This window comes from Parasphingorhabdus sp. W113 (genome assembly GCF_055693205.1).
Map to the genome: position 1 here is coordinate 1,263,106 of NZ_CM146328.1, position 20,507 is coordinate 1,283,612.

Here is a 20,507-nt window from a genome sequence, read left to right on the forward strand (position 1 = left end):
TCTCGCCTCCTTCAACCGGCCAGAAGTCGGCAACAGGAGGGCGGCGTGGCTTTCAATCCCAGAAACGATCCGGGCAGATACCAGTAGGCAGCATGGAGGAGCCGCGCGCTGGCACCGCCGGATTTTGCTTTTCGAAGAGCAAACCAGGCGGCGAATGCCAGCGCGATTCCTATAAATATATGCTGCGCTAAAATGCCCCAGGCGAACGGGATGATGAGCCCAAGAAACTCATCGATCGTCCAGAAACCGATGAGTTCAGGATCATCGAGCCGCCGGGGTAAAAGATATCTGTCAGCCATATTGCCGCCCTCCTTGCCGGCAGCCGCTAGATGACGGCCGTGACAACAGAGGTGACGATGGGAACGCCGGTCCCGACACCGATACCGACACCCACCGGCACTGCGATCTGTCCAAGCGAGAAACGCCCGGATGCAAGGCCAATGAGACCGGCGGCCAGGCTAAGAACAGTAATGATCTTACCGCCGGAACCTTCCAGAAAGTCCGTGAATTTTGTGAGCGCAGGATCAAAAGTATTGTCCGCGCCTGCATAGGCCGCCGTTGCACAAAGCATCGCGACCGCCGCCGGAACAAGATAATCGGACGCCCGCCGGTTTGATTGAGTGGTGGTATTGGTCATTGAAAATCACTTTCGCTTGAGAAACATGAAACAGCATGTGTTCGCTGTATGTTCTTTGTGCGTCAGTGACCGGCCTGTAGGAAAACAGGAAATGGAAAATTGTGCGCCTTCCAAGCAAAAAGTGACATTCTGGAGGCGGATTGGTTGGAACTGAACATCTGATGCGCTCATTTGGTCCGAAACTGTTCAGGCCAACATAGCAGCTGTTTTCATATGAACAGAATCTGCTCTCTGCAGAACAGGAAACCCGGATTCGGTGATTCGCATTTTCCTATTTGTTCTTTTTATGTTCTTTTCATTTTCCTACAGCTGATGTTTCGACTTATCAGGTGATTCGTTCTCTTAAAGACAGGATGAATGACATGACTGACCCGAATGGAATTTCCGAGGCGCACATAAAAGCCGGTATATCTATGCTGCTCAATCAGGCCGCTTCGACATCAGGCCGTTCTCAAGTGCGCATTGCAAGCGAAGCAGAAATTGATCGCGGAACAATGCGGCGTATCCTGGCAGGGAGGCGGGAAGCGACAGTCAGCGAGGTCTTGCGTATATTATACGGTGCCGGAGCATCGCCGCATGCCCATCTGCTTCTCTTCCTTGCAGCAGACCAGAGCAGGGCCTTGAGCTGGTTGCAAACGGACCTAGCTCTATTTTTTGAGGAATTGATCCGCCATTTGCCCATTGCATTGGAAACTCAGCTTGGCGATCATCTCCATGATGTAAAACCACATTGGGCGGGCGGGACAGCCAAACGTGTCGCACGATTACTTGCCGAACACATAGAAGACCTCGCCCGGAAAGATGCAATGTTGGGTGGCAGCCTTGGCCGGGCACATGGAGACGTATATGAATAATGTTGGATCAAACGAGGACCTGCAGTCTCCGTGCGCGCGATTGCTACGTCTGAAAGATGTCCAGGACCGTGTCGGTTTAGGACGGTCGACAATCTATCGCTGGATGGATGAAGGGAAGTTCCCTCTGCCCCATCCAATAAGCAGCCATACAATAAGGTGGCTGGAAAGCGATATAGATGAATGGATTACTTCGAAGACATCTTTGCGCGATACGAACTAGGGCTATTGGAATCCCACTTTTCCAAATCGGATTACGGGTTGGACAAGCATATTTTTCAATCGAAAAGGGATGAGCACCCACGCATGGGGCTGAGCAAGAGTTCTGATCACTCCTGGCGAGTAACTAGTGCATTGCAAGTAGAATAACCTGACTACTTGTATGCAACCCCAAATTGACCCGTTCGATATCTGAAGGCATGGCTCGCTACGAATTCCCATGAACGCTGCAGCGGATGAGTAAGCGTTGACCCTCTGAGCTAAGCTGGTGTTTCTTTTAGATTCCCAACCGTAATGGAGTTGGTAATCGGCCTGACAGCCTGTTCTGCGCTTCAATCCAATAATGGATCATTCAAACTCATCGAATACGAAATTTCAGATCAGCCTTGCGGAAAACTTCCAGCGGGCAAAACTCAACCCAGCCGATGAAGCCGAAGCGTTCCAGGACATCATTAATGACGGCGCAAGCATCGAAGATGTCGCCATTCGCTTTGGCCAAACCGTTCGCTTCGTTGAGGGACGGCTGCGCCTGGCTGAGATGGCCCCGGTCGTGTTTGAAGCATTGGCTAGCGGCGATATCGCGCTTGATTTTGCTAAAGCCTACGGTGCGACCTCGAATGTTGAACACCATGCCCAGGAGTTCGTGGATCCTGAAAGCGGTAACCTGGATTATCACCGCTAGGACGTGAACAAATGAGCCTCAGATTTATCGATTGTATGTCAATTGAATCTTGAAGATGATTTCGGAACCCTGCACAGAGATCGAAAAGGTAATTCATACCAACTCTGGATTTTAAGGGCAAACCGTTTGTCTAATGTTCCTTCGGACAAAAATGAAACCAGGCCAAAGGACCAAATCTAACATACAACGATTTGCAGTGATTTTTTCAATCTAGTATCCGCTTGCGGTGCGTTTTAAATGGTACACGCAAGCGGAAGTTGGAGATTTTGCGACATTGCCATATACGGGAGAACTTGGACGAAGGGGGTACCGTCAAAACGGATGGCAATCTAAGAACGGGAAATTCACCGCTAAACGTATGTGGCTCATGTGAGGCCTCTTGTAAGAAGATCAAAAGCTATCAGCTTTTGCCTCCACTAGCTTTACTCGATTGTTTGTCGGCCATTCCAACAGAGAAACGGCCGACAACTAGCGCAAAATTCTAATAAGCTTCGATGCATATTGTATCGAAGGGATTTGAACGAGGTTTTTTTGAGCGAGCGCGAAAAACTTAGCGTATCTGCTCGATTCAATGTTCAGCCGCTTGGAATTCGGTGCAAATAGCAACATCAAGATAGGTGATTTTGACCATCCGCTTCAATTCGCGAAATACTAAGCCGTCTAGTCCAACTTGGCGCGTGTTCGACCTCGCTCACCGCCTCTATTTTTTCGCCGCTTCAGAAACATATTCTGTGAAATATTGACCTACGACCATTTCATCTAGCTCAGCGAGAAAGGCTTTTGTGAGCTCGCGTTCTGCGAACTGAGGGGTCACCTTTTTTGCGGTCTCATAGTCCGGAAAAGTGTAGATTTCTGCAAAAAGTGTCGGCCGACTTTTGTCTGTTGTTATATACGTTTTCCAGTCGGTTACGCCGTCGAGAGAAAGAAAATCTTCCCGGGCGCGCTCGCGAATTGCATCCGCCCGTTTTTCATCTTTCATTTTCAATACGAAAATTTCTGTAATCTCAGCCATTTTTGTTTGTCCTTTTCCTCTGGGGTTGTTGTTGGCCAATTTTTTTGAACCACGGTTGAAATTATCAAGGCTATTAGATAGTATATATAGCATAATAAAAAACACTATGATCGGTATTTAGAACAATGGAACGCAATCAACTTAGCGATATGTCGGTTTTCGTGGAGGTTGCACGAGCCAATGGTTTTCGTGCTGCTGCCCAAAATTTAAACCTTGGAGCCGGTTCAGTGAGTGAGGCGGTTCAGCGGTTTGAAGATCGGCTTGGTGTGCGTCTGTTTGACCGGACGACTCGAAAAATAGCGCTTACGTCTGCTGGCGAGAAGCTATACCAACAAAGCTTACCGGCGATCACCCATTTGGAAGCTGCTGTAAAAGAATTATATGTGTCCGATGATGAAGTGTCGGGTACATTGCGGCTGAATGCGCCCCAGAGCGCAGGGCCGTTTTTTCTTGATTCCATGATCGCTGACTACGCGGTGCAATATCCGAAGGTGGATATCGAACTCATATATGAAGACCGTAAAATCGACCTTGTCACTGCGGGTGTAGATGCTGTCATCCGATCACAAACATTGCTTGAGCAGGATTCTTACGCGATTCCCATCGGCCCCAAGCTGGATATGGCGGTGGTGGCGACGGAAGAATATATTGAAAAAAGAGGTTGTCCTAAGCATCCATCTGAGTTGGTGGATCATGAGGGTATTTATTTTTCCTTTGGCAGTGCCGACCGTCTGGCACCCTGGATATTCCAAAGTTCAAAGGATGAATTTTCAGTCAAACCGAAGCCTCGAATGATTGTGAATGCAATGCTTCCGATGATACAATATGCAGAATCTGGGCTTGGAGTGGCATATGTCTACGCAAAGACTGCTGAGCGATCGATAGAAGCGGGAGGTCTCGTCAAAATTCTCGAGAAATATGTACCACAACGTCCGAGATACTCTTTAAACTTTCTCAGCAAGCGCAATATGCCAAAGAGACTTCGGGCATTCATTGATCTCATTTGAAACGGATTATCGTGCATCAACTGAATGATGGCGGCCAATATTTTGTGCCTTATAAGGCCGCCGCTGACAAGCTCTCTGACTAAGCTGATACTCCAATATAAAAATTGGTGATTTGTATTTTTTCTGGGCAGCAGACACCCTTTATCACGCATCGATTGCGCCCGTAAGTGCAGGCGATTTGAAGCGATTAATCAAAAAATATCAGGGCGGAAAGTGAAGCCTGCCCAGGGAGGGTGAATAAAAATGACCAAATCGGATCTTCTTAGTTCTTCTATGCTGGCACATATCCTTCGCTATTCTTTGTTGCCTGCAGCATTGATCGGTTCGCAGGCAGCGGTCGCGCAAGACCAGGTGGAGTCAGAAGCTAGCCAAGGCGCCTCCCAGCAGGGGGGTTAAATGAAATTGTCGTTACAGCACAGAAGCGTTCACAATCTGTCCAAGACGTTCCAATCGCCATCACTGCATATTCAGGCGAGGAAATTGCCGCTGCCGGGTTTCGCGAGAGCACTGACATCTCGCGACTAAGTGCTGGCGTGAATGTCAGCACAACCAATGGTGGTGCAACGCAACAGTTCTCGATTCGCGGGGTTTCTCAAAATGACTTTAACGATCAAGGTGAGGGCCCCAATGCCATTTATATCGACGAAGCATATCTTGCATTCGGTAACGGGGGCATTTTTGGCATATTCGATGTCGAGCGGGTCGAAGTTCTAAAGGGACCACAAGGCACACTTTTTGGGCGCAACGCCACTGGCGGTTTGGCGCATTTCATTACCAACAAACCAACAAGCTTTTTCGATGGATTTATTGATGCCAGCTATGGGTCGAATGATACGGTTCGCCTGGAAGGTGCCGTCAGTGGTCCTTTTTCTGACACGTTGTCGGCCCGTATTGGATTTCTCTATGATAGCAACGATAGTTTCTATGACAATAACTACCCGGTTGGGGCCCAAACGAATGGCGGACCAGGTGCAGTAGCATTGGAAGGTGCTGGAGAAGACCAGGGACAAAAAGAGTCGATCGGTGTCCGGGGGCACTTGCTTTTTGAGCCATCAACAGATTTCTCGGCCTTGCTTTCTGCGTCATACAGTCGGACTGATTTTTCTACGCCTGCCTATTTTATTCGAGCAACGGCTGCGGTTTTGGATGCTCAAGGTCGTCAAATCGACACTATCGTGGTTGGACCAAATGAAACAAGAAGTCTTATTGGCCCGGGCGGTATAGGAATTGGCCCAGGACGACCGGTTCCGGGGGGCAATTTCTTTGGGGTGGCGCAATGCACTCCTGCGCAAATCGAAAATCTTAGTTGTTCGAGTGATTTCGCGTTCGAAGACGTCAACAAAAATGAAGCCCTGTCGATAACCGGCAAGATTACGTGGAATCTCAACGATGATATAGTTTTGACTTCAATCAGCGACTACAAGGACTTTAGCAAACGGTTGTTTGTCGATGCTGATGGTGGCCCCCAAACACTCCTAACTGTAGCGAACATCACGGATGTGAGTTCATTCGCACAAGAGATAAGGCTCAACGGAGAAGCCAACCGCTTAACTTGGGTGGCAGGGCTTTACTACCTGAATATTGATAACGAAACAGGGTTTGCCTTAAACGGTTCGCCAGATAGTTTGACAATTGGGCCGCTATTGCCAGGGCCTGCCGATGTGGCATTGTTGTCGCAAACCAGCACCAATTCTTATTCGATTTTTGGTCAGGTGGAGTATGAACTTACTGATACGTTGAGTGCGATTGCGGGATTGAGATATGTTCGAGAAGAGAAGGATTTTGTAACGCAAGAGACTGTGTTTGCAAATCTCGGCGGCGCATTTGTTATTGATACAGCCGTTCCAATTGTAAATTTCCGGCCACAACAAACTTTCATACAGAATCAGGACCTTTGGAGCGGAAAACTGCAACTGAACTGGAAGCCTAATAGCGACGTCTTAGTTTATGCCGGCGTTAGCCGCGGCGTAAAGGCAGGAAACTTTAACACTCCAATCACATTTGGTGCTGGGTTTGCTGACCAAGACATTCCCTATGATGAAGAAGTACTTGTGGCATATGAGGCTGGCATTAAGTCTGATCTGCTAGATGGACGTCTGCGGTTGAACGCATCAGCTTATTATTATGATTATTCTGACTATCAGGTTTTCCTTTTCAACAACGTTACGAACTTTGTACAAAACGCCGATGCAGAATATTTAGGTCTTGAACTAGATGCCATTCTCGCCCCAACCGACGGATTGGAAATCGGAGCCAGCATTGCATACGTTGATGCAAACGTGAAAGATGTTCAAATAGACGATGCCAGCCCTGCCCCCGGGGATGAGCTACTGCTAGATCGAAAACCTACTTTCACGCCAGATGTGCAACTGTCCGGTTATTTCAGTTACACGTTCCCTGCGGAAGTGTTCGGAGGAAATATTGGTATACGCACTGACGTAACTTATTATAGCAGCCAATTTGCTGACATCCGAAATTTTCAAACTAGTGAACTGGATGCATTCACGTCATTGAATGCCCGGGTTTCATGGACAAGTGTTGACGAAAGGCTTGAGATCTACTTTGGTGGAACCAATCTGCTGGACGAGCGAAATATTGTATCCAATACAGATTTAGCTAACTTGTTTGGCTCGGATGAATTCAGTGTTTCACGCCCTGTTTGGGTCACCGGCGGATTACGTTTTAAGTTCAACTAACAACTGAAAGTCAAAACCAAGGCTATGGTTCAAGTCGCTTATTCGACTCTTGATCATAATCTTGGTTCTCTGACGTTTAGTACAGCTTATTTTTATACTCGTCTTCCATCATTTTTTTGCCATCCTCTGGATTGACATCCAACTTCGCTTGTTCCTTTAGAATATCAAGAAATGACGGAAATTCATCAAGTTCCAACTGTTTGGACGAATCCCACAAGCCCGAGCGCACAACCGCTTTTCCGCAATGGAAATAGACACGGTTTACGTTGACCACTGTGGCGGTTTTGGGAACCGATTTTTTTACACGCCCCATCTCTAGCAATTCTTCATCGTGACTGATTTGGGCCGTTCCGTGTACGCGCAGGGTTTCGCGAATACCCGGCACAAAAAAGATCATTCCTATTTTCGGATTGACGACGAGATTAGTGAAGGACTCAGCTTTCTTGTTTCCCGGACGATCTGGGAGAAAGATGCGATTTTTATCCAGTACCTTAACAAATCCCGGTGCGTCTCCACGGGGCGATACAGTTGGGCTTCCGTCGGCAGAGCTTGTGGCAATACAACAAAAAGGGGAATTTTCGATAAACTTGATATGGAAATGATCCATCGAGTCTTTTATGGCGTTTAGAACAAATTCTTGCGGTTCTCCAACATGCTCTCTGAGTTCATCCTGACCGGTAATCAAATATTCATTGTCCATGTCTGCACCTAAGTTTGTTTTTTCCGGGTTCATCTAGCATGATAGACTGATTGATTTCCAGTAGCAGAGCTATAACGACTTATTATGGCAAAAAATCACGAAAGATGATGTGCTTTATTCATGTAATCAAATAGTCTTGTTATCGAGCATATTTGGATCGAGTCTTTAGTTCAAAATTTTTCCGTGCTTTGGCGCCTCCAAGGGCGGTTGGATTAGGGTAAAAATGCCAGCTTTCTATGTAGAATGCAGCGTCTAAACTCAAAAATGACTGTCTCACCGCCAGCAGGCTAGAATTGGGTCAATTCTAAAAAGGATGATCGGAGATGAAAAATTTTGAATATCGAGCGCCAATATCCTTGCGCGAGGCAGCTGCCTTTCTTTCCGACACGGGCTCCCAGTGTTACATGTTGGCAGGTGGAACAGATTTGATTCCCAAAATGAGAGCCGGAAGGATTTCTCCCAAGGCTGTTTTGGATGTAAAGCGTATTGCTGAGTTGATGGGCGTGGCCTTTGGGAAAAATGAACTGTTGTTCGGGGCAGGGGTTTCCTGTCGCATTTTTAACGATAGCGCCGATGTTGCTAGATTGTTTCCAGCTCTGAGGGATTCCTCGAATCTGATCGGGGGAATTCAAATTCAAGGTCGAGCCAGCATTGGCGGAAATTTGTGCAATGCTTCGCCTAGTGCTGATTCTATACCGACCTTGATAGCTTTAAATGCAAAGGCCCTGGTCCGGCGGGCTGACGGCAATCATGAAACAATAGATGTCGAAGAATTTTGTTTGGGGCCCGGCAAATCGATACTGCAACAAGGTGATTTACTTACCCACATCAGCATTGAAAGACCCAAAGCGGGTGAGGGAGCAGCCTACCTCAGATTCACGCCCAGAAATGAGATGGATATTGCTGTTGCGAATACCGCTGTGTCACTCACTTTGGACAAAAGCGGCAGCCAGATTAAAAAGGCGCGGATTGTTCTGGGGGCAGTTGGTCCAACCGCGATCGTTGCTAAATTTGCGGGAGAATATCTGGCGGGGAAAACGGCCTCGAGAGATAGTTTTGCTGAAGCTGCTGAATATGCAGCAGAGGCTGCCAAACCCATTAGCGATATGCGCGGAACTGTCGAGCACCGTAAACAACTATCACGAGTTTTGGTTCAACGAGCTGCTGAAATCGCATTGAATAGAGCCAGGGAGAGCTGTTGATATGGCTAAGCTAAGTCATGTTTCCGCGACGATTAACGGAAAGCCTGCCGAGTTTCTGTGTGAGTCTCGTCAGAGCTTGCTGGAAGTTTTGCGAAATGAACTTCGTCTCACCGGTACAAAAGAAGGTTGTAACGATGGCAATTGTGGCGCCTGCAGCGTTACAATTGACGGTATTCTCGTTAATTCCTGTTGCACCTTCGCGGTTGAAATAGAGGGTAGTGAGGTTGAAACTATCGAAGGAATGGCTGTGGACGGGAAGCTTCATCCCTTGCAGACCGCTTTCCTGGAGGAAACGGGAATGCAATGCGGAATATGTACGCCTGGTTTTTTAATGTCATCAAAGACACTGCTCGAAAAAAACAGTAATCCGACTGAAGATGAAATCAGGCACTGGCTGGCAAATAACCTTTGCCGCTGCACGGGCTATGATAAAATAATCAGGTCCGTGATGAAGGCGGCGCAAGTGTTGGAAGAAGTCGATGAATAAGACCCCTGACGTGAAAACAGAGTTTCGCATAATTGGTACAAAACCTGTGAGGCCAGACGGTTTGGATAAAATTACGGGGCGCGCAGTTTTTGGAGATGACTTCACCCTGCCAAATTTGTTGCATGGCAAGGTTTTGCGTAGCCCACATCCTCACGCACGGATTAAGTCCATCGATATGTCCAAAGCTCTTGCTTTGCGAGGGGTACATGCTGTGTTGACGGGTGACGATCTGCCTAAAGTTCCTGACATTTGGGTTCAGAATGGTGAAGCAGGAAAGGTCGACGCCCAAGATATTTCCGATAATATTATGGCCAAGCATACTGTATATTATGATGGACATGCCCTCGCTGCTGTAGCTGCGGAAAACGCCCATATCGCCGATGAAGCTATCGAACTTATAGAAGTTGAATATGAGTTATTGCCTCATGTTTCTTCGGTGAAGGAGGCCATGGCCGATGATGCACCGGTGCTTCACGAAACCTTTATTCCGGGTAATCTTGTGATTCCGAGTTTTTCTGCGCTGCCCAATGCCAGTCGGATGGAAGTGACAGGTGGCGATGCTGATGCTGCTTTTTTGAAATGCGAAGCTGTGGTCGAAAAGGAATTTACAACAGAAACAGTTCACCAGGGCTATATTGAGAGTCATGTTACGACGGCAACCTGGGATCAAAATGACCAGATAACAATCTGGACCAGCACGCAGGGCCAATTTGCCATTCGAGAGCAGGTGGCCGCCGTGCTGCAAGTTCCCCTATCACAAATTAAAGTGGTGCCGCTCGAAATTGGCGGAGGTTTTGGAGGTAAGGACCAGATATATCTTGATCCTCTCGCCGCCATCTTGTCGAAGAAATCTGGCCGGCCGGTAAAGATGGCTATGCGCCGCGACGAGGTTTTACGCGCGACCGGACCCAGCTCTGGCACCGTCATCAGAGTTAAGTTTGGCGCTGACAAAAATGGCAAGCTGCTTGCTGCGGATATTACGTGTTCCTATGAAACAGGAGCATATCCCGCAGGGCCGGTTGCAGCAGGCGTCGTTACTTCGATTACCCGATATAATGTTCCTAATTACAAGCTTGAAGGCTTTGATGTTTTGGTCAACAAACCGAAAATCAAACCTTATCGTGCTCCCGGAGCTGCTCAATCGCATTTTGCATCTGAACAGGTAGTCGACGCGTTGGCCAAGAAGCTGAATATGGACCCGGTTGATTTTCGGTTGTTGAACGCAGCAAAAGCGGGCGACCCGTTGGCCCTTGGTTTTCCCTATCCAAATATTGGGGGCAGAGAAGTTTTGAAGGCTGTAAAGAAGCATCCTCACTATAACGCTCCCTTGGAAGGTACGAATGTTGGTCGCGGCATGGCATTTGGTTTCTGGTTCGGTGGTGCGGGTGCATCATCGGCCCAGATAATGGTCAATGCTGACGGCACGGTCCAGTTAAGCACTGGCAGTCCGGATTTAAGCGGCACACGTATGACACTGGCGATGCAGGCTGCCGAGGCATTGGGTATTGATGCTGAAGATGTGAAGGCAACAATTGGAGACACCGAAACAAGTGGCTTCAGCCTTCAGTCAGTTGGCAGCAGAACGACTTTTGTCACCGGGCTCGCCACACTTAAGGCGGCTGAATCTATCTTGGAGCAAATGAAAGAACGGGCAGCTTTAATCTGGGACGTTGACGGAGGGGATGTTGACTTTAGATCGGGCATCTTTTTTCAAAAATCCGATCCGCAAACAGCAATGCCGTTCAAATTTTTGGCCAGTAAGCTGGAGGATACCGGTGGTCCGATCTCGTCTTCTTCTACAATGACGCCGGAAGTGTTCGGTTTGCAGACAGCCGCCCATATTGTGGATGTCGAAGTGGACGTGGAAACCGGCAAAATAAACATATTGCGCTATACGGCATTTCAGGACGTGGGAAAAGCTGTGCATCCAGATTATGTTGAAGGCCAGATTCAAGGCGGCACGGTGCAGGGTATCGGTTGGGCACTCAACGAAGAATATTTTTATGACGATAATGGCCGGTTGGCTAATGCCAGCTTGCTGGACTATCGGATGCCGACCTCTCTTGATGTACCCATGATCGAACCTGTTATCGTAGAGTATCCCAATACAGATCATCCCTATGGTATTCGAGGTGTAGGTGAGGTGCCGATCGTTCCGCCGCCCGCGGCTATCGCCAATGCGGTGCATGATGCGATCGGGATCCGGATGATGTCATTACCAATGTCGCCGAGAAAGGTCTTTGCCGCCATTGCCGAAAACAAACCCGAATTGCTTGATCGGCATTGAGCCCCTCCGCTGGAAGTTACCATGATTAGGGTCTATATCCCGACTGACCTGCAGCCTATCACTGATGGTAAAGCGGTGGTTGAGGCGTGCGGAACGACTGTTCGTGGTGTTTTAAGAGAACTGGAAAAGGACTATCCTGGAATAGAGTTAACGCTGATTGACCATGAAGGTAGCTTGAACCGAAATATTAACTTGGCTGTTGACGGCAGGATTGTGCGAACCGGCCTGTACACGAAACTGCGCCCGGACGGAGAGATCTTTTTTTCAACGTGGTAGCCGGCGGCTAATAGTTAATTTCGAGCAAGCGATTACCTGTCGTGACCGACCTGATCGCGCGCGACTTCTCCAAATACTGACGACGCAAATATAGCTTTATCAGGACAAGTGATTGGTTTGTTTGTCTTTGAATCAATAAGCTGGCCATCACTAGAGTTGATCGAGACTTGACTGTTTATCACGGGCTCCCGCGATAAGCGGGTAGGTAGGTGTTCTTTCAACCGCTCGGATCACACCCGAATTATAGAGGGAAGCGGAGAGATGGGAAAAGGTAGGTTAAGGTTTGCTGCTGATACAGGCGGAACGTTTACAGATCTTGTTGTAGAAGAAGAGGGCGGCAAATCGCGTTTGTTTAAGCGGCCAACAACGCCTTCAAATCCAGTCGACGGGATACTGGATGTCGTTGGAGCAGCAGCTGAAGGAATGGGGGAGACCGTCGAATCTCTGCTTGGAAGAAGCGACCTGTTTGTATTCGGCACCACGCGGGCAACGAACGCGATAGTCACGAATACGACTGCAAGAACGGGATTGTTAATCACCGAAGGACATCGCGATGTCCTTCTGTTTCGGGAAGGCGGTGGTCGTTATAGCCTGTTTGATTATTCGCAGGAATATCCCGAGCCTTATATCCCGCGCGAACTGACCTTTGAGGTTGAAGAGCGCATGAGTTCGTTGGGTGAGATCTTGAGTCCGCTCGATGAGGACAGTTTACGTTCGCAAATTCAACGTTTGAAAGATTTAAATGTCGAAGCTGTGGCAGTGTCTCTTCTTTGGTCAACAGTGAACCATGAGCATGAAAAGCGAGTTGGGGAACTGCTCGACGAGGAAATGCCAGGGATTCCCTACACGCTTTCCCATCAGTTGAACCCATCGCTTCGCGAATACCGGAGAACGTCTTCCGCGGCAATTGACGCATCACTGAAACCATTGATGAGCGGTTTTTTGCGCACGTTTGAGGCAGAGATGAAAAATGCAGGATTTAGTGGCAGGTTGCTGGTTATGACTTCTGCCGGGGGCGTCCTAGATGCTGCTGCAGTTGCGGAAACACCAATTCATTCGATCGGTTCCGGCCCGGCTGGTGCACCAGTCGCTGCGAAGCATTATGCCGAAGCTCAGGGTCTTCAGCAAACCGCGATTATTACAGACGCGGGCGGCACAACCTATGATGTTGGCTTGCTGCGCGATGGTCAAATTCCGATGACCAGGGAAACGATTGTGGGTGACCCAGTTGCTGGATACATGACTGGTTTTCCTTCGGTAGATGTGAAAAGCGTCGGCGCAGGTGGCGGTTCTATCGCCTGGGTTGATGCTGGCGGTATGCTGCATGTTGGACCCCAAAGCGCCGGGGCTGATCCAGGACCAGCCTGTTACGGACGCGGAGGCGATAAGCCGACGGTGACGGATGCGTGTCTGGTCATGGGTTATATGGACCCAGAATATTTTTTGGGCGGCGCGATTGAAGTGGATGTTGATCGCGCGGTTCGCGCGATTGAAAGGGATGTCGCGAAACCGCTGAATCTTTCTGTCCACGAAGCTGCCAATGCTATTCTTACCTTGGCGATGGAACGCATGGTGACGGCTATTGAAGAGATCACTCTGACTCAAGGGGTCGATGTTAAATCGGGAATCATGATCGGCGGCGGCGGCGGCGCGGGACTTTATAGTGCCGGTATCGCCACTAGGCTTGATTGTTGGCCGGTTGTCATTCCAGAAGCATCTGCAGCGATTAGTGCGACCGGTGCGATGCTGTCAGATCTGAAAGCTGGATCTCGCAACCACCGAATACATGACGAGCAGCAAATTTAATATTGAACGTGCCAATGAAATATTGGCTGAACTTGATCAAAAATGCAGCGATTTTATGGAAACGTCTGGACAGGGCGGAGCGGGTTTAAGCTCGTTCTACGTTGAAGCGCGTTATGACCAACAGGTTTGGGAGATTGAACTGCCATTGAAATCCTCTCGGTTTGATTCTGCAGGAAGATGTTGAACAGTTTGTTACGTCATTTCATGACCTACATGATAATTTATTCTCGGTGCGGGATGAAAAATCGCCGGTTGAGGTGTTGACTTGGGGAGGTCGAATAGGTTGTCCCTTAAGAGAACCAGACAGTTTTTCTCCTCCCGCGGCGCCCGGACAACGCGACGATGTCCGGCACCGTGAAGCCTATTTTTCTGAAACTGGTTTGTCGACAGTCGATGTTCTTCAGTCAGGCGCGTTAACAATCGGCGAACTCAGGGATGGGCCAGTACTGGTTGAGTCCCCAGTTACAACATTGGTTGTACCGCCGCATTGTACGGTTGAAAGAACCGCGACGGGTTCGATATTGTTGGATCGCAAGTCAAAATAGTTGAAACTGTCATAACTCATAGTGAGGTGAGGTGTTAATATGTCTCGAACGGAATCTATCGAAAAGAGTCTGGATGGCCACGAACTGGCGTTGCTGAATAACCGCTTTGATTCAGTGGTACGTGCAATGACCAATACCTTGTTGAAAACTGCGCGATCAGCGATTTTGAATACGGCACGGGATTTCTCTTGTTGTCTGCTTACCCATGATCACAAGATGTTAGCCATGGCTGAAAGTCTGCCTATTCACGTTATGAGTGGCCCGGACTTAATGGCCAATTATATGTCCGAATGTCACCCGGTTTTAAAACGCGGGGATGCTTATCTTCATAATTCGCCATATCATGGCAATTCACATGCTGCGGATTGGACGTTGCTTGTTCCTGTTGTTGACGATGATGGTGAGCACCGCTTCACCGTGATGGCCAAAGCCCATCTTGCTGATTGCGGCAATGCTGTGCCAACAACCTATGCTGCTGCTTCAAAAGATGTCTATGAAGAAGGCGCACTAATATTTCCATGTGTGAAAGTGCAGGAAGATTATAAAAATAAGGATGACATTATTCGAATGGCTCAAGTACGCATTCGTGTGCCTGAACTTTGGTACGGGGATTTCCTGGCTCTGTTGGGTGCCGCGCGTATTGGAGAACGTAAGCTTCTTGAGATGCTAGATGAGATTGAAGATGACAAACTCCGTGCTTATCCCACCGAATGGTTCAACTATAGCGAGAAACTAATGGTCGACGCGATTAAGCAACTGCCATCCGGCACCGCAACAACGTCCGCCTGGCATGACCCCATTCCTGATGTCCTTCCCGACGGGATTGAGATAAAAACGAAGCTTACCATCGATGCTGAAAATTCGGAAATAACAGTTGATTTGTCCGACAATCCCGATTGCCAACCTTGCGGACTAAATCTGACGGAATCTACATCGCGGACTGCGGCGATGATGGCAATATTTACAGGGCTTGGTGCCGTGGTGCCACCCAATGGCGGTAGTTTCCAAAGGATCAATGTAAAGTTACGAGAAAACTGCATTGTTGGTATTCCGAGGCATCCGTTTAGCTGTTCGGTTGCAACAACAAATCTCTCAGAAATTGTTGCCAATAATGTGACGCGCGCGATGGCCGCTTTAGAAGATGGTTGTGGAATGGCCTCAACAGGGAAAGCATCGCCGGCCTCCACCGCGGTTATCTCAGGTGTTGATCCTCGCCAAAATGGTGGGCCATTTGTGAATCAAATGATGCTCGGATTCACTGGCGGTGCCGCTGGTCCATCGGTTGATGGGTGGCTTACTATAATCGGAGTCGGCGCTGCGGGCTTCCTGATGCGAGACAGTATCGAAATATTTGAAATGAAGTACCCGATCGCGGTTTACAGTCAGAGACTCGTAATCGATAGTGAGGGGTCGGGACGTTTTTGTGGTTCCCCTGCATGTGAGATGGAGTACGGGCCTTTAAACTGTGACATCGAAGCGATTTGGGTCAGCGAAGGTACGACACATGCTCCGCAAGGGGTGCAGGGGGTTTGACGGTGTAAAAGCCCAACAATATATCCGTTCCACAGATGATAGCCTATCTGATCCTTTGGGAACTTATGAACATATTACGGTGCCGAAGGGTAAAAAAATTGTCTCAATCTCTAGCGGCGGTGCCGGCTATGGTGCGCCGGAAGAACGCAGTGTAGATCGTGTTGCCAGAGATGTCCGGAGAAATTGGGTGTCACCTGAGCGCGCCAGGTCAGTATACAAGGTCGCAATCGATGCGGATGGCAATATAGATGCGGATGAAACAGCAGCTCTTAGGCAAGTTGCCTGACCGTTTCGAGGAAAAGAAATTAAAGCGCACTAAATGGTCGCCAGTTCTTGACAGGTATCCTTTGTCAGTTGCCGGAACCATTTGTGTCCTTCGTCACCCTCGAAGGATTTGTGCCACATTTGGTATATGCCGATCTTTTCATTCACGATGGGATTGGGCAGCGCCTGCAAGTCCATTTCTCGCGCGTAATATTTGGCGGCCCGTTCCGGGAGCGTAGCGACGAAATTGGTTTTAGCCACAACCTGAGGCATCACGGAAATATGCGATACCTCGGTGCCTATGTGCTGCTCATACCCTTGTTGCTCGATGATATGGCCAATTGATAATGTGGGGAATCGCCTTGGCCTGAGGGCCACATGCTTGGCTTGAAGATATTGATCGATTGACATGGTATCGTTTGCGATCGGATGAGGTTTCCTCAGCAAACAATATGGAAGATCCCTTAAAACTTCTTCAGTGGTGAAATCCGGCTCCTCAATTCGCGACCAATCCCAAACAAGGTCGACGGCTCCTGACTTAAGTTCGTGAGACAGAGATCTCGCCGGGGTCCGGTGAACACACTATATCTACACCAGGGGCTTCTTCGCGAAGGCGTTTCAATATTGCGGGTAGAAAAAACAACTCACCATAGTCTGTTAGAGCGACCGTGAAGGTTCGTTGAGACTTGGCCGGATTAAATTCTTCATCCACCTGAAAGGTCGTATCAATCCCAATCAGTGCGTTACGGATAGATTTTGTCAGTTCCTGTGCTCTTGGCGTCGGCATCATTCCCGATGTCGTCCGAACAAAAAGCGGGTCATCGTATAATGATCGCAATCTGCGTAGAGAGTTACTTACGGCTGGCTGAGATACACAAAGCATGGATGCAGCCTTGCTAATTGATTGCTCTTCCAAAACCGCATCGAACGTCTTGAGAAGATTTAGATCCACATTTCGAAGTTTCTTTGTTAAATCGTCTGGACGACGCATTCGCGAAGTTCCTCCAAGTACTTAGGATTGAGGCTCGCAAATATATACGGATAACGGAAAGGCGCAAGCCCGTAGAATCTATAGAAAATATCTGCTCCAGTATTACCCATTTAAGATTTTCTGGCCAAATCTAACCGATGTCATTGTGCTCAATATTTGCCGAAGTTTCGTATTTGCTGAAATTGTTAACTACTTGCTGTAAAATCAACTTCAGATTTCCAATGGTTTCAGGCGACATGCCGTCAAATGCGATTTGGTAAATTCGGTTCGCCTGTTGCCAAGCAAGCGGGCGTGCACGTTTTCCATTTACCGTTAATAAAACCTCGGTCACCCGTGCATCCGCTTCCCGCGGCCGAGTTACAACAAGATTCTCTTCCTTCATGCGTTGCACGATCCGTGTCATCGTAGAAAGTTTGACGCACGACTCTTGTGCAAGGTAACTGACACTTCTGGCTTTGGACGGTTCCAACAACATCAATACTCGCCAGGTTGGAATATCCAGTTCAACTTTCCGTAGCGCAGTTTCCAGCGTTCCCAGATACTGTCCATTCGTTTGGGTTAGCCAGTAAAATGGCCATCCCGATAGATCAAAGTGAGCATTCTCTGCGCCATCGCTGGTATATGGTCCTTCAGATTGGGGGGGCGAGAGATTACTGCTTGTTCTGCCATATCATCACTTTGCATTTTCGTTATATGTATTTTTAATTGAATTCAGAGACATATTTCAACAGGCTTCAATGACGGTTGCAATACCTTGTCCTACCCCTACACACATTGTTGCTAGCCCGTAAGTACCACCACTGCGTTTCAATTCATTTGCGGCGGACATCAGAATTCTTGCGCCCGACATACCCAATGGGTGACCAAGCGCAATAGCTCCTCCATTACGATTTACTTTGTCGCTGTCGTCGTTCAAGCCCAGCTGCCGCGTAACGGCCAAACCTTGCGCCGCAAAGGCTTCATTCAATTCAATAACGTCAATGTCATCGATACTCAGGTTTAGCCGCTTTAGTAGTTTTTGGGTGGCTGGTAAGGGCCCCATTCCCATTACTCCTGGAGCTACACCGGCAACAGCTGTTCCCCTTATTCGGGCTATCGGATTCAGATTATTTTTTTTGACCATGGCTTGTGATGCGATGAACATCGCTGCGGCCCCATCATTCAGCCCTGAAGCGTTCCCTGCCGTAATACTGCCGTCTAGCCCCGTAATAGATTTTAGCTTTGCCAATTCATCCAAGCTGGTTTGCGGACGGGGATGTTCGTCACGATCAACAATGATGTCGTCACCCTTTCTTTGTGGGACAACAACCGGTGTTATTTCCTCTCGGAAGATACCCCGATTTGCTGCGTCGCTGCATTTTTTTTGACTTCGATATGCGAATGCGTCTTGGTCAGCGCGCGATATGCCATGTTCTTTGGCCACATTTTCCGCCGTCTGGGCCATTGTGTCCACTCCATAGCTCTTCTCCATTTCGGGATTAACAAAACGCCATCCCAACGTGCTGTCTTCAAGCTTTGGAGCCCGAGCAAAAGCTTGACTTGGCTTTGCCATAACAAAAGGGGCGCGTGACATGCTCTCCACTCCACCAGCGACAACAAGCTTTGCATCACCTGAGTTGATGGCTTGCGCTGCCATAGCTACTGCGTTTAAGCCGGAACCACATAAACGGTTTACCGTGACACCGGCTACCGAGACGGGGAGGCCAGCAAGCAACGCTGACATTCTGGCGACGTTGCGGTTATCTTCGCCAGCCTGGTTCGCGCAACCAAAAATAACATCATCAATTTCGGCTGGATCAATCTGAATATTTCTATCCATTAGTTTTGAGATGGCGATTGCGGCCAAGTCATCAGATCTGATGCTGCTCAATGCTCCGCCATATCGTCCAATTGGCGTTCTTGTCCCATCGCAAAGAAACGCATCGCTCATCATATTTTTCCTTTGGGTGATAACCAATTCAAGAGTTCGGCTTCCGTTTTATCGGTAATTTCTTTCCTGGTTACATCTGGTGCAATTTCGACAACATCCAAGCCATTTCCACGTACGTCAAAAACACCCAGGTCCGTTATGATCCGGCTAACAACGCCTTGTCCTGTTAACGGTAAGTCACAGGATTTCAGCAGTTTCGCCTCGCCCTTTTTCGTCACATGATCCGTTATCACAACGACGCGTTTTGCTCCTGCGACAAGGTCCATACCGCCACCCATGCCTTTAACCAGCTTCCCGGGAATCATCCAGTTGGCGATATCACCATTTTGCGACACCTGCATTGTGCCCAGAATAGCAAGATCAATATGCCCGCCCCTGATCATGGCGAAGGACGTTGAAGATGCAAAATAGGAACTGCGATCAATCTCGGTAATGGTTTGCTTGCCTGCATTAATAAGATCCGGATCCGTTTCCCCTTCATAAGGAAATGGTCCCATTCCCAGCATGCCGTTTTCCGATTGCAGGATGAGGTCACGTCCAGAGGGAACATGGTTGGCGACCAGCGTTGGGATGCCAATGCCGAGATTCACGTAGAATCCATCCTCGATTTCTTCCGCAGCTTTCGCCGCCATTTCATCACGTGTCCAACTCAATTTGCTAACTCCCGGCTACGCGTGGTCTCGATTTCAATTCTTTTGGGATTGCGTGTTTTCACTATTCTTTGAACAAAAATGCCCGGTGTATGAATCTGGTCAGGATCCAATGTGCCCGTGGGTACGATCTCTTCCACTTCGGCAACGGTTATATTGCCACCCATTGCCATATCAGGATTGAAATTTCTTGCCGTTTTGCGGTAGACCAAATTGCCATCTTCATCGGCTGTTTGGGCTTTTACAAGTGCGATGTCGGCTCTCAGCCCTGTTTCAAGAATATGGGGCTTCCCGTCAAAATCGCGCATTTCCTTGCCTTGACCGACCAATGTCCCGGCCCCGGTTTTGGTAAAGAATGCCGGAATACCTGCACCGCCTGCACGGCATCTTTCAGCGAGGCTACCTTGTGGGCAAAACTCCAGTTCAATTTCTCCCGATAAATATTGTTCGGAAAAAATTTTGTTCGTGCCAATATATGACGATATCATTTTTTTGATTTGATGGGTGGCTAGCAGCAATGCCAAACCCTCGTCATCGGTTCCGGCATTGTTCGAAATACAAGTCAGATTCTTTACACCCGTGTCGCGAAGGGCTTCGATCAATGTGGCCGGCATTCCGCAGAGACCGAAACCGCCAGACATGATTATCATCCCGTCTTTCGCAATATCTTGTAGTGCCGATTCCGCACTTTCATAAACTTTCAAAGCCACGACAGTTCCTATCCATATTTTT

General features: G+C 48.5%; 22 protein-coding genes. 12 read left to right on the forward strand and 10 right to left on the reverse strand.

Annotation, left to right across the window (positions count from 1 at the left end; translation table 11 throughout):
- Window positions 1-11: 11 nt before the first annotated feature.
- Both traL and ACZ1GS_RS05945 read right to left on the reverse strand, forming a co-directional pair.
- Complete coding sequence (gene traL, locus ACZ1GS_RS05940) at window positions 12-299, reverse strand: type IV conjugative transfer system protein TraL (protein WP_472697571.1); 288 nt, start codon at window positions 297-299, stop codon at window positions 12-14.
- A gap of 26 nt (window positions 300-325) precedes the next feature.
- Window positions 326-637, reverse strand: a complete 312-nt coding sequence (locus ACZ1GS_RS05945; RefSeq protein WP_472697572.1) for a TrbC/VirB2 family protein — start codon at window positions 635-637, stop codon at window positions 326-328.
- A gap of 362 nt (window positions 638-999) precedes the next feature.
- Between ACZ1GS_RS05945 and ACZ1GS_RS05950 the strand changes: the two genes are divergently transcribed.
- The 3 genes from ACZ1GS_RS05950 (at window position 1,000) to ACZ1GS_RS05960 (ending at window position 2,389) form a co-directional block, all read left to right on the forward strand.
- Window positions 1,000-1,491, forward strand: coding sequence for a hypothetical protein (locus tag ACZ1GS_RS05950; protein WP_472697573.1), 492 nt, complete (start codon window positions 1,000-1,002; stop codon window positions 1,489-1,491).
- Window positions 1,484-1,711, forward strand: a complete 228-nt coding sequence (locus ACZ1GS_RS05955; protein ID WP_472697574.1) for a helix-turn-helix transcriptional regulator — start codon at window positions 1,484-1,486, stop codon at window positions 1,709-1,711. The genes ACZ1GS_RS05950 and ACZ1GS_RS05955 overlap by 8 nt, the downstream gene beginning before the upstream one ends.
- Before the next feature lie 339 nt (window positions 1,712-2,050).
- On the forward strand, window positions 2,051-2,389 hold the full coding sequence (locus ACZ1GS_RS05960) for a ParB/RepB/Spo0J family partition protein (protein ID WP_472697575.1): 339 nt from the start codon (window positions 2,051-2,053) through the stop codon (window positions 2,387-2,389).
- A 700-nt stretch (window positions 2,390-3,089) separates the two neighbouring features.
- Here ACZ1GS_RS05960 and ACZ1GS_RS05965 read toward each other — a convergent pair.
- Window positions 3,090-3,401 carry a hypothetical protein gene (locus ACZ1GS_RS05965; RefSeq protein ID WP_472697576.1) on the reverse strand — a complete coding sequence of 104 codons (312 nt, stop codon included), beginning with the start codon at window positions 3,399-3,401 and terminating at the stop codon, window positions 3,090-3,092.
- Window positions 3,402-3,526: 125 nt separating this feature from the next.
- Here ACZ1GS_RS05965 and ACZ1GS_RS05970 point away from each other — a divergent pair, with 125 nt between their 5' ends.
- Both ACZ1GS_RS05970 and ACZ1GS_RS05975 read left to right on the forward strand, forming a co-directional pair.
- Window positions 3,527-4,408: a LysR family transcriptional regulator gene (locus tag ACZ1GS_RS05970; protein ID WP_472697577.1), complete on the forward strand. Its 882-nt coding sequence runs from the start codon at window positions 3,527-3,529 to the stop codon at window positions 4,406-4,408.
- 401 nt (window positions 4,409-4,809) lie between these two features.
- Window positions 4,810-7,104 (forward strand): TonB-dependent receptor, encoded by a 2,295-nt coding sequence (locus ACZ1GS_RS05975; protein WP_472698072.1) that lies wholly within the window; start codon window positions 4,810-4,812, stop codon window positions 7,102-7,104.
- A 76-nt stretch (window positions 7,105-7,180) separates the two neighbouring features.
- Here ACZ1GS_RS05975 and ACZ1GS_RS05980 read toward each other — a convergent pair whose 3' ends face one another.
- Window positions 7,181-7,837: an MSMEG_1061 family FMN-dependent PPOX-type flavoprotein gene (locus tag ACZ1GS_RS05980; RefSeq protein WP_472697578.1), complete on the reverse strand. Its 657-nt coding sequence runs from the start codon at window positions 7,835-7,837 to the stop codon at window positions 7,181-7,183.
- Between the two features lie 290 nt (window positions 7,838-8,127).
- Here ACZ1GS_RS05980 and ACZ1GS_RS05985 point away from each other — a divergent pair, with 290 nt between their 5' ends.
- The 7 genes from ACZ1GS_RS05985 to ACZ1GS_RS06015 all read left to right on the forward strand — a co-directional run bounded on the left by ACZ1GS_RS05985 (window position 8,128) and on the right by ACZ1GS_RS06015 (window position 15,940).
- On the forward strand, window positions 8,128-9,006 hold the full coding sequence (locus ACZ1GS_RS05985) for an FAD binding domain-containing protein (protein WP_472697579.1): 879 nt from the start codon (window positions 8,128-8,130) through the stop codon (window positions 9,004-9,006).
- A 1-nt stretch (window position 9,007) separates the two neighbouring features.
- On the forward strand, window positions 9,008-9,493 hold the full coding sequence (locus tag ACZ1GS_RS05990; RefSeq protein ID WP_472697580.1) for a (2Fe-2S)-binding protein: 486 nt from the start codon (window positions 9,008-9,010) through the stop codon (window positions 9,491-9,493).
- Window positions 9,486-11,780, forward strand: a complete 2,295-nt coding sequence (locus tag ACZ1GS_RS05995) for a xanthine dehydrogenase family protein molybdopterin-binding subunit (RefSeq protein ID WP_472697581.1) — start codon at window positions 9,486-9,488, stop codon at window positions 11,778-11,780. Before ACZ1GS_RS05990 ends, ACZ1GS_RS05995 begins: the two co-directional genes overlap by 8 nt.
- A gap of 21 nt (window positions 11,781-11,801) precedes the next feature.
- Entirely contained in the window at window positions 11,802-12,056 is a 255-nt protein-coding gene (locus ACZ1GS_RS06000) for a MoaD/ThiS family protein (protein WP_472697582.1), read from the forward strand.
- Window positions 12,057-12,317: 261 nt separating this feature from the next.
- Window positions 12,318-13,862: a hydantoinase/oxoprolinase family protein gene (locus ACZ1GS_RS06005; RefSeq protein ID WP_472697583.1), complete on the forward strand. Its 1,545-nt coding sequence runs from the start codon at window positions 12,318-12,320 to the stop codon at window positions 13,860-13,862.
- Window positions 13,843-14,046, forward strand: coding sequence for a hypothetical protein (locus tag ACZ1GS_RS06010; RefSeq protein WP_472697584.1), 204 nt, complete (start codon window positions 13,843-13,845; stop codon window positions 14,044-14,046). Before ACZ1GS_RS06005 ends, ACZ1GS_RS06010 begins: the two co-directional genes overlap by 20 nt.
- Before the next feature lie 400 nt (window positions 14,047-14,446).
- On the forward strand, window positions 14,447-15,940 hold the full coding sequence (locus tag ACZ1GS_RS06015; RefSeq protein ID WP_472697585.1) for a hydantoinase B/oxoprolinase family protein: 1,494 nt from the start codon (window positions 14,447-14,449) through the stop codon (window positions 15,938-15,940).
- Between the two features lie 315 nt (window positions 15,941-16,255).
- Here ACZ1GS_RS06015 and ACZ1GS_RS06020 read toward each other — a convergent pair whose 3' ends face one another.
- The 6 genes from ACZ1GS_RS06020 to ACZ1GS_RS06045 form a co-directional block, all read right to left on the reverse strand.
- A complete protein-coding gene (locus tag ACZ1GS_RS06020; RefSeq protein ID WP_472698073.1) occupies window positions 16,256-16,759 on the reverse strand; it encodes a LysR substrate-binding domain-containing protein in 504 nt (167 codons plus the stop codon).
- Window positions 16,743-17,195, reverse strand: coding sequence for a LysR family transcriptional regulator (locus ACZ1GS_RS06025; RefSeq protein WP_472697586.1), 453 nt, complete (start codon window positions 17,193-17,195; stop codon window positions 16,743-16,745). The genes ACZ1GS_RS06020 and ACZ1GS_RS06025 overlap by 17 nt, the downstream gene beginning before the upstream one ends.
- 130 nt (window positions 17,196-17,325) lie before the next feature.
- The gene (locus ACZ1GS_RS06030) at window positions 17,326-17,670 is read right to left on the reverse strand and encodes a MarR family winged helix-turn-helix transcriptional regulator (RefSeq protein ID WP_472697587.1); all 345 of its coding nucleotides are present in this window, start codon (window positions 17,668-17,670) and stop codon (window positions 17,326-17,328) included.
- 249 nt (window positions 17,671-17,919) lie between these two features.
- A complete protein-coding gene (gene pcaF / locus ACZ1GS_RS06035) occupies window positions 17,920-19,125 on the reverse strand; it encodes a 3-oxoadipyl-CoA thiolase (protein ID WP_472698074.1) in 1,206 nt (401 codons plus the stop codon).
- The gene (locus tag ACZ1GS_RS06040; protein WP_472697588.1) at window positions 19,125-19,778 is read right to left on the reverse strand and encodes a CoA transferase subunit B; all 654 of its coding nucleotides are present in this window, start codon (window positions 19,776-19,778) and stop codon (window positions 19,125-19,127) included. The genes pcaF and ACZ1GS_RS06040 overlap by 1 nt, the downstream gene beginning before the upstream one ends.
- Window positions 19,775-20,485, reverse strand: coding sequence for a CoA transferase subunit A (locus tag ACZ1GS_RS06045; protein WP_472697589.1), 711 nt, complete (start codon window positions 20,483-20,485; stop codon window positions 19,775-19,777). Before ACZ1GS_RS06045 ends, ACZ1GS_RS06040 begins: the two co-directional genes overlap by 4 nt.
- Between the last annotated feature and the right edge of the window lie 22 nt (window positions 20,486-20,507).

Coding starts and splice junctions, on each gene's coding strand:
- traL (WP_472697571.1), bottom strand. CDS start 299: ATGGCTGACAGATATCTTTTACCCCGGCGGCTCGATGATCCTGAACTC.
- ACZ1GS_RS05945 (WP_472697572.1), bottom strand. CDS start 637: ATGACCAATACCACCACTCAATCAAACCGGCGGGCGTCCGATTATCTT.
- ACZ1GS_RS05950 (WP_472697573.1), top strand. CDS start 1,000: ATGACTGACCCGAATGGAATTTCCGAGGCGCACATAAAAGCCGGTATA.
- ACZ1GS_RS05955 (WP_472697574.1), top strand. CDS start 1,484: ATGAATAATGTTGGATCAAACGAGGACCTGCAGTCTCCGTGCGCGCGA.
- ACZ1GS_RS05960 (WP_472697575.1), top strand. CDS start 2,051: ATGGATCATTCAAACTCATCGAATACGAAATTTCAGATCAGCCTTGCG.
- ACZ1GS_RS05965 (WP_472697576.1), bottom strand. CDS start 3,401: ATGGCTGAGATTACAGAAATTTTCGTATTGAAAATGAAAGATGAAAAA.
- ACZ1GS_RS05970 (WP_472697577.1), top strand. CDS start 3,527: ATGGAACGCAATCAACTTAGCGATATGTCGGTTTTCGTGGAGGTTGCA.
- ACZ1GS_RS05980 (WP_472697578.1), bottom strand. CDS start 7,837: ATGAACCCGGAAAAAACAAACTTAGGTGCAGACATGGACAATGAATAT.
- ACZ1GS_RS05985 (WP_472697579.1), top strand. CDS start 8,128: ATGAAAAATTTTGAATATCGAGCGCCAATATCCTTGCGCGAGGCAGCT.
- ACZ1GS_RS05990 (WP_472697580.1), top strand. CDS start 9,008: ATGGCTAAGCTAAGTCATGTTTCCGCGACGATTAACGGAAAGCCTGCC.
- ACZ1GS_RS05995 (WP_472697581.1), top strand. CDS start 9,486: ATGAATAAGACCCCTGACGTGAAAACAGAGTTTCGCATAATTGGTACA.
- ACZ1GS_RS06000 (WP_472697582.1), top strand. CDS start 11,802: ATGATTAGGGTCTATATCCCGACTGACCTGCAGCCTATCACTGATGGT.
- ACZ1GS_RS06005 (WP_472697583.1), top strand. CDS start 12,318: ATGGGAAAAGGTAGGTTAAGGTTTGCTGCTGATACAGGCGGAACGTTT.
- ACZ1GS_RS06010 (WP_472697584.1), top strand. CDS start 13,843: ATGACGAGCAGCAAATTTAATATTGAACGTGCCAATGAAATATTGGCT.
- ACZ1GS_RS06015 (WP_472697585.1), top strand. CDS start 14,447: ATGTCTCGAACGGAATCTATCGAAAAGAGTCTGGATGGCCACGAACTG.
- ACZ1GS_RS06025 (WP_472697586.1), bottom strand. CDS start 17,195: ATGCGTCGTCCAGACGATTTAACAAAGAAACTTCGAAATGTGGATCTA.
- ACZ1GS_RS06030 (WP_472697587.1), bottom strand. CDS start 17,670: ATGTTGTTGGAACCGTCCAAAGCCAGAAGTGTCAGTTACCTTGCACAA.
- pcaF (WP_472698074.1), bottom strand. CDS start 19,125: ATGAGCGATGCGTTTCTTTGCGATGGGACAAGAACGCCAATTGGACGA.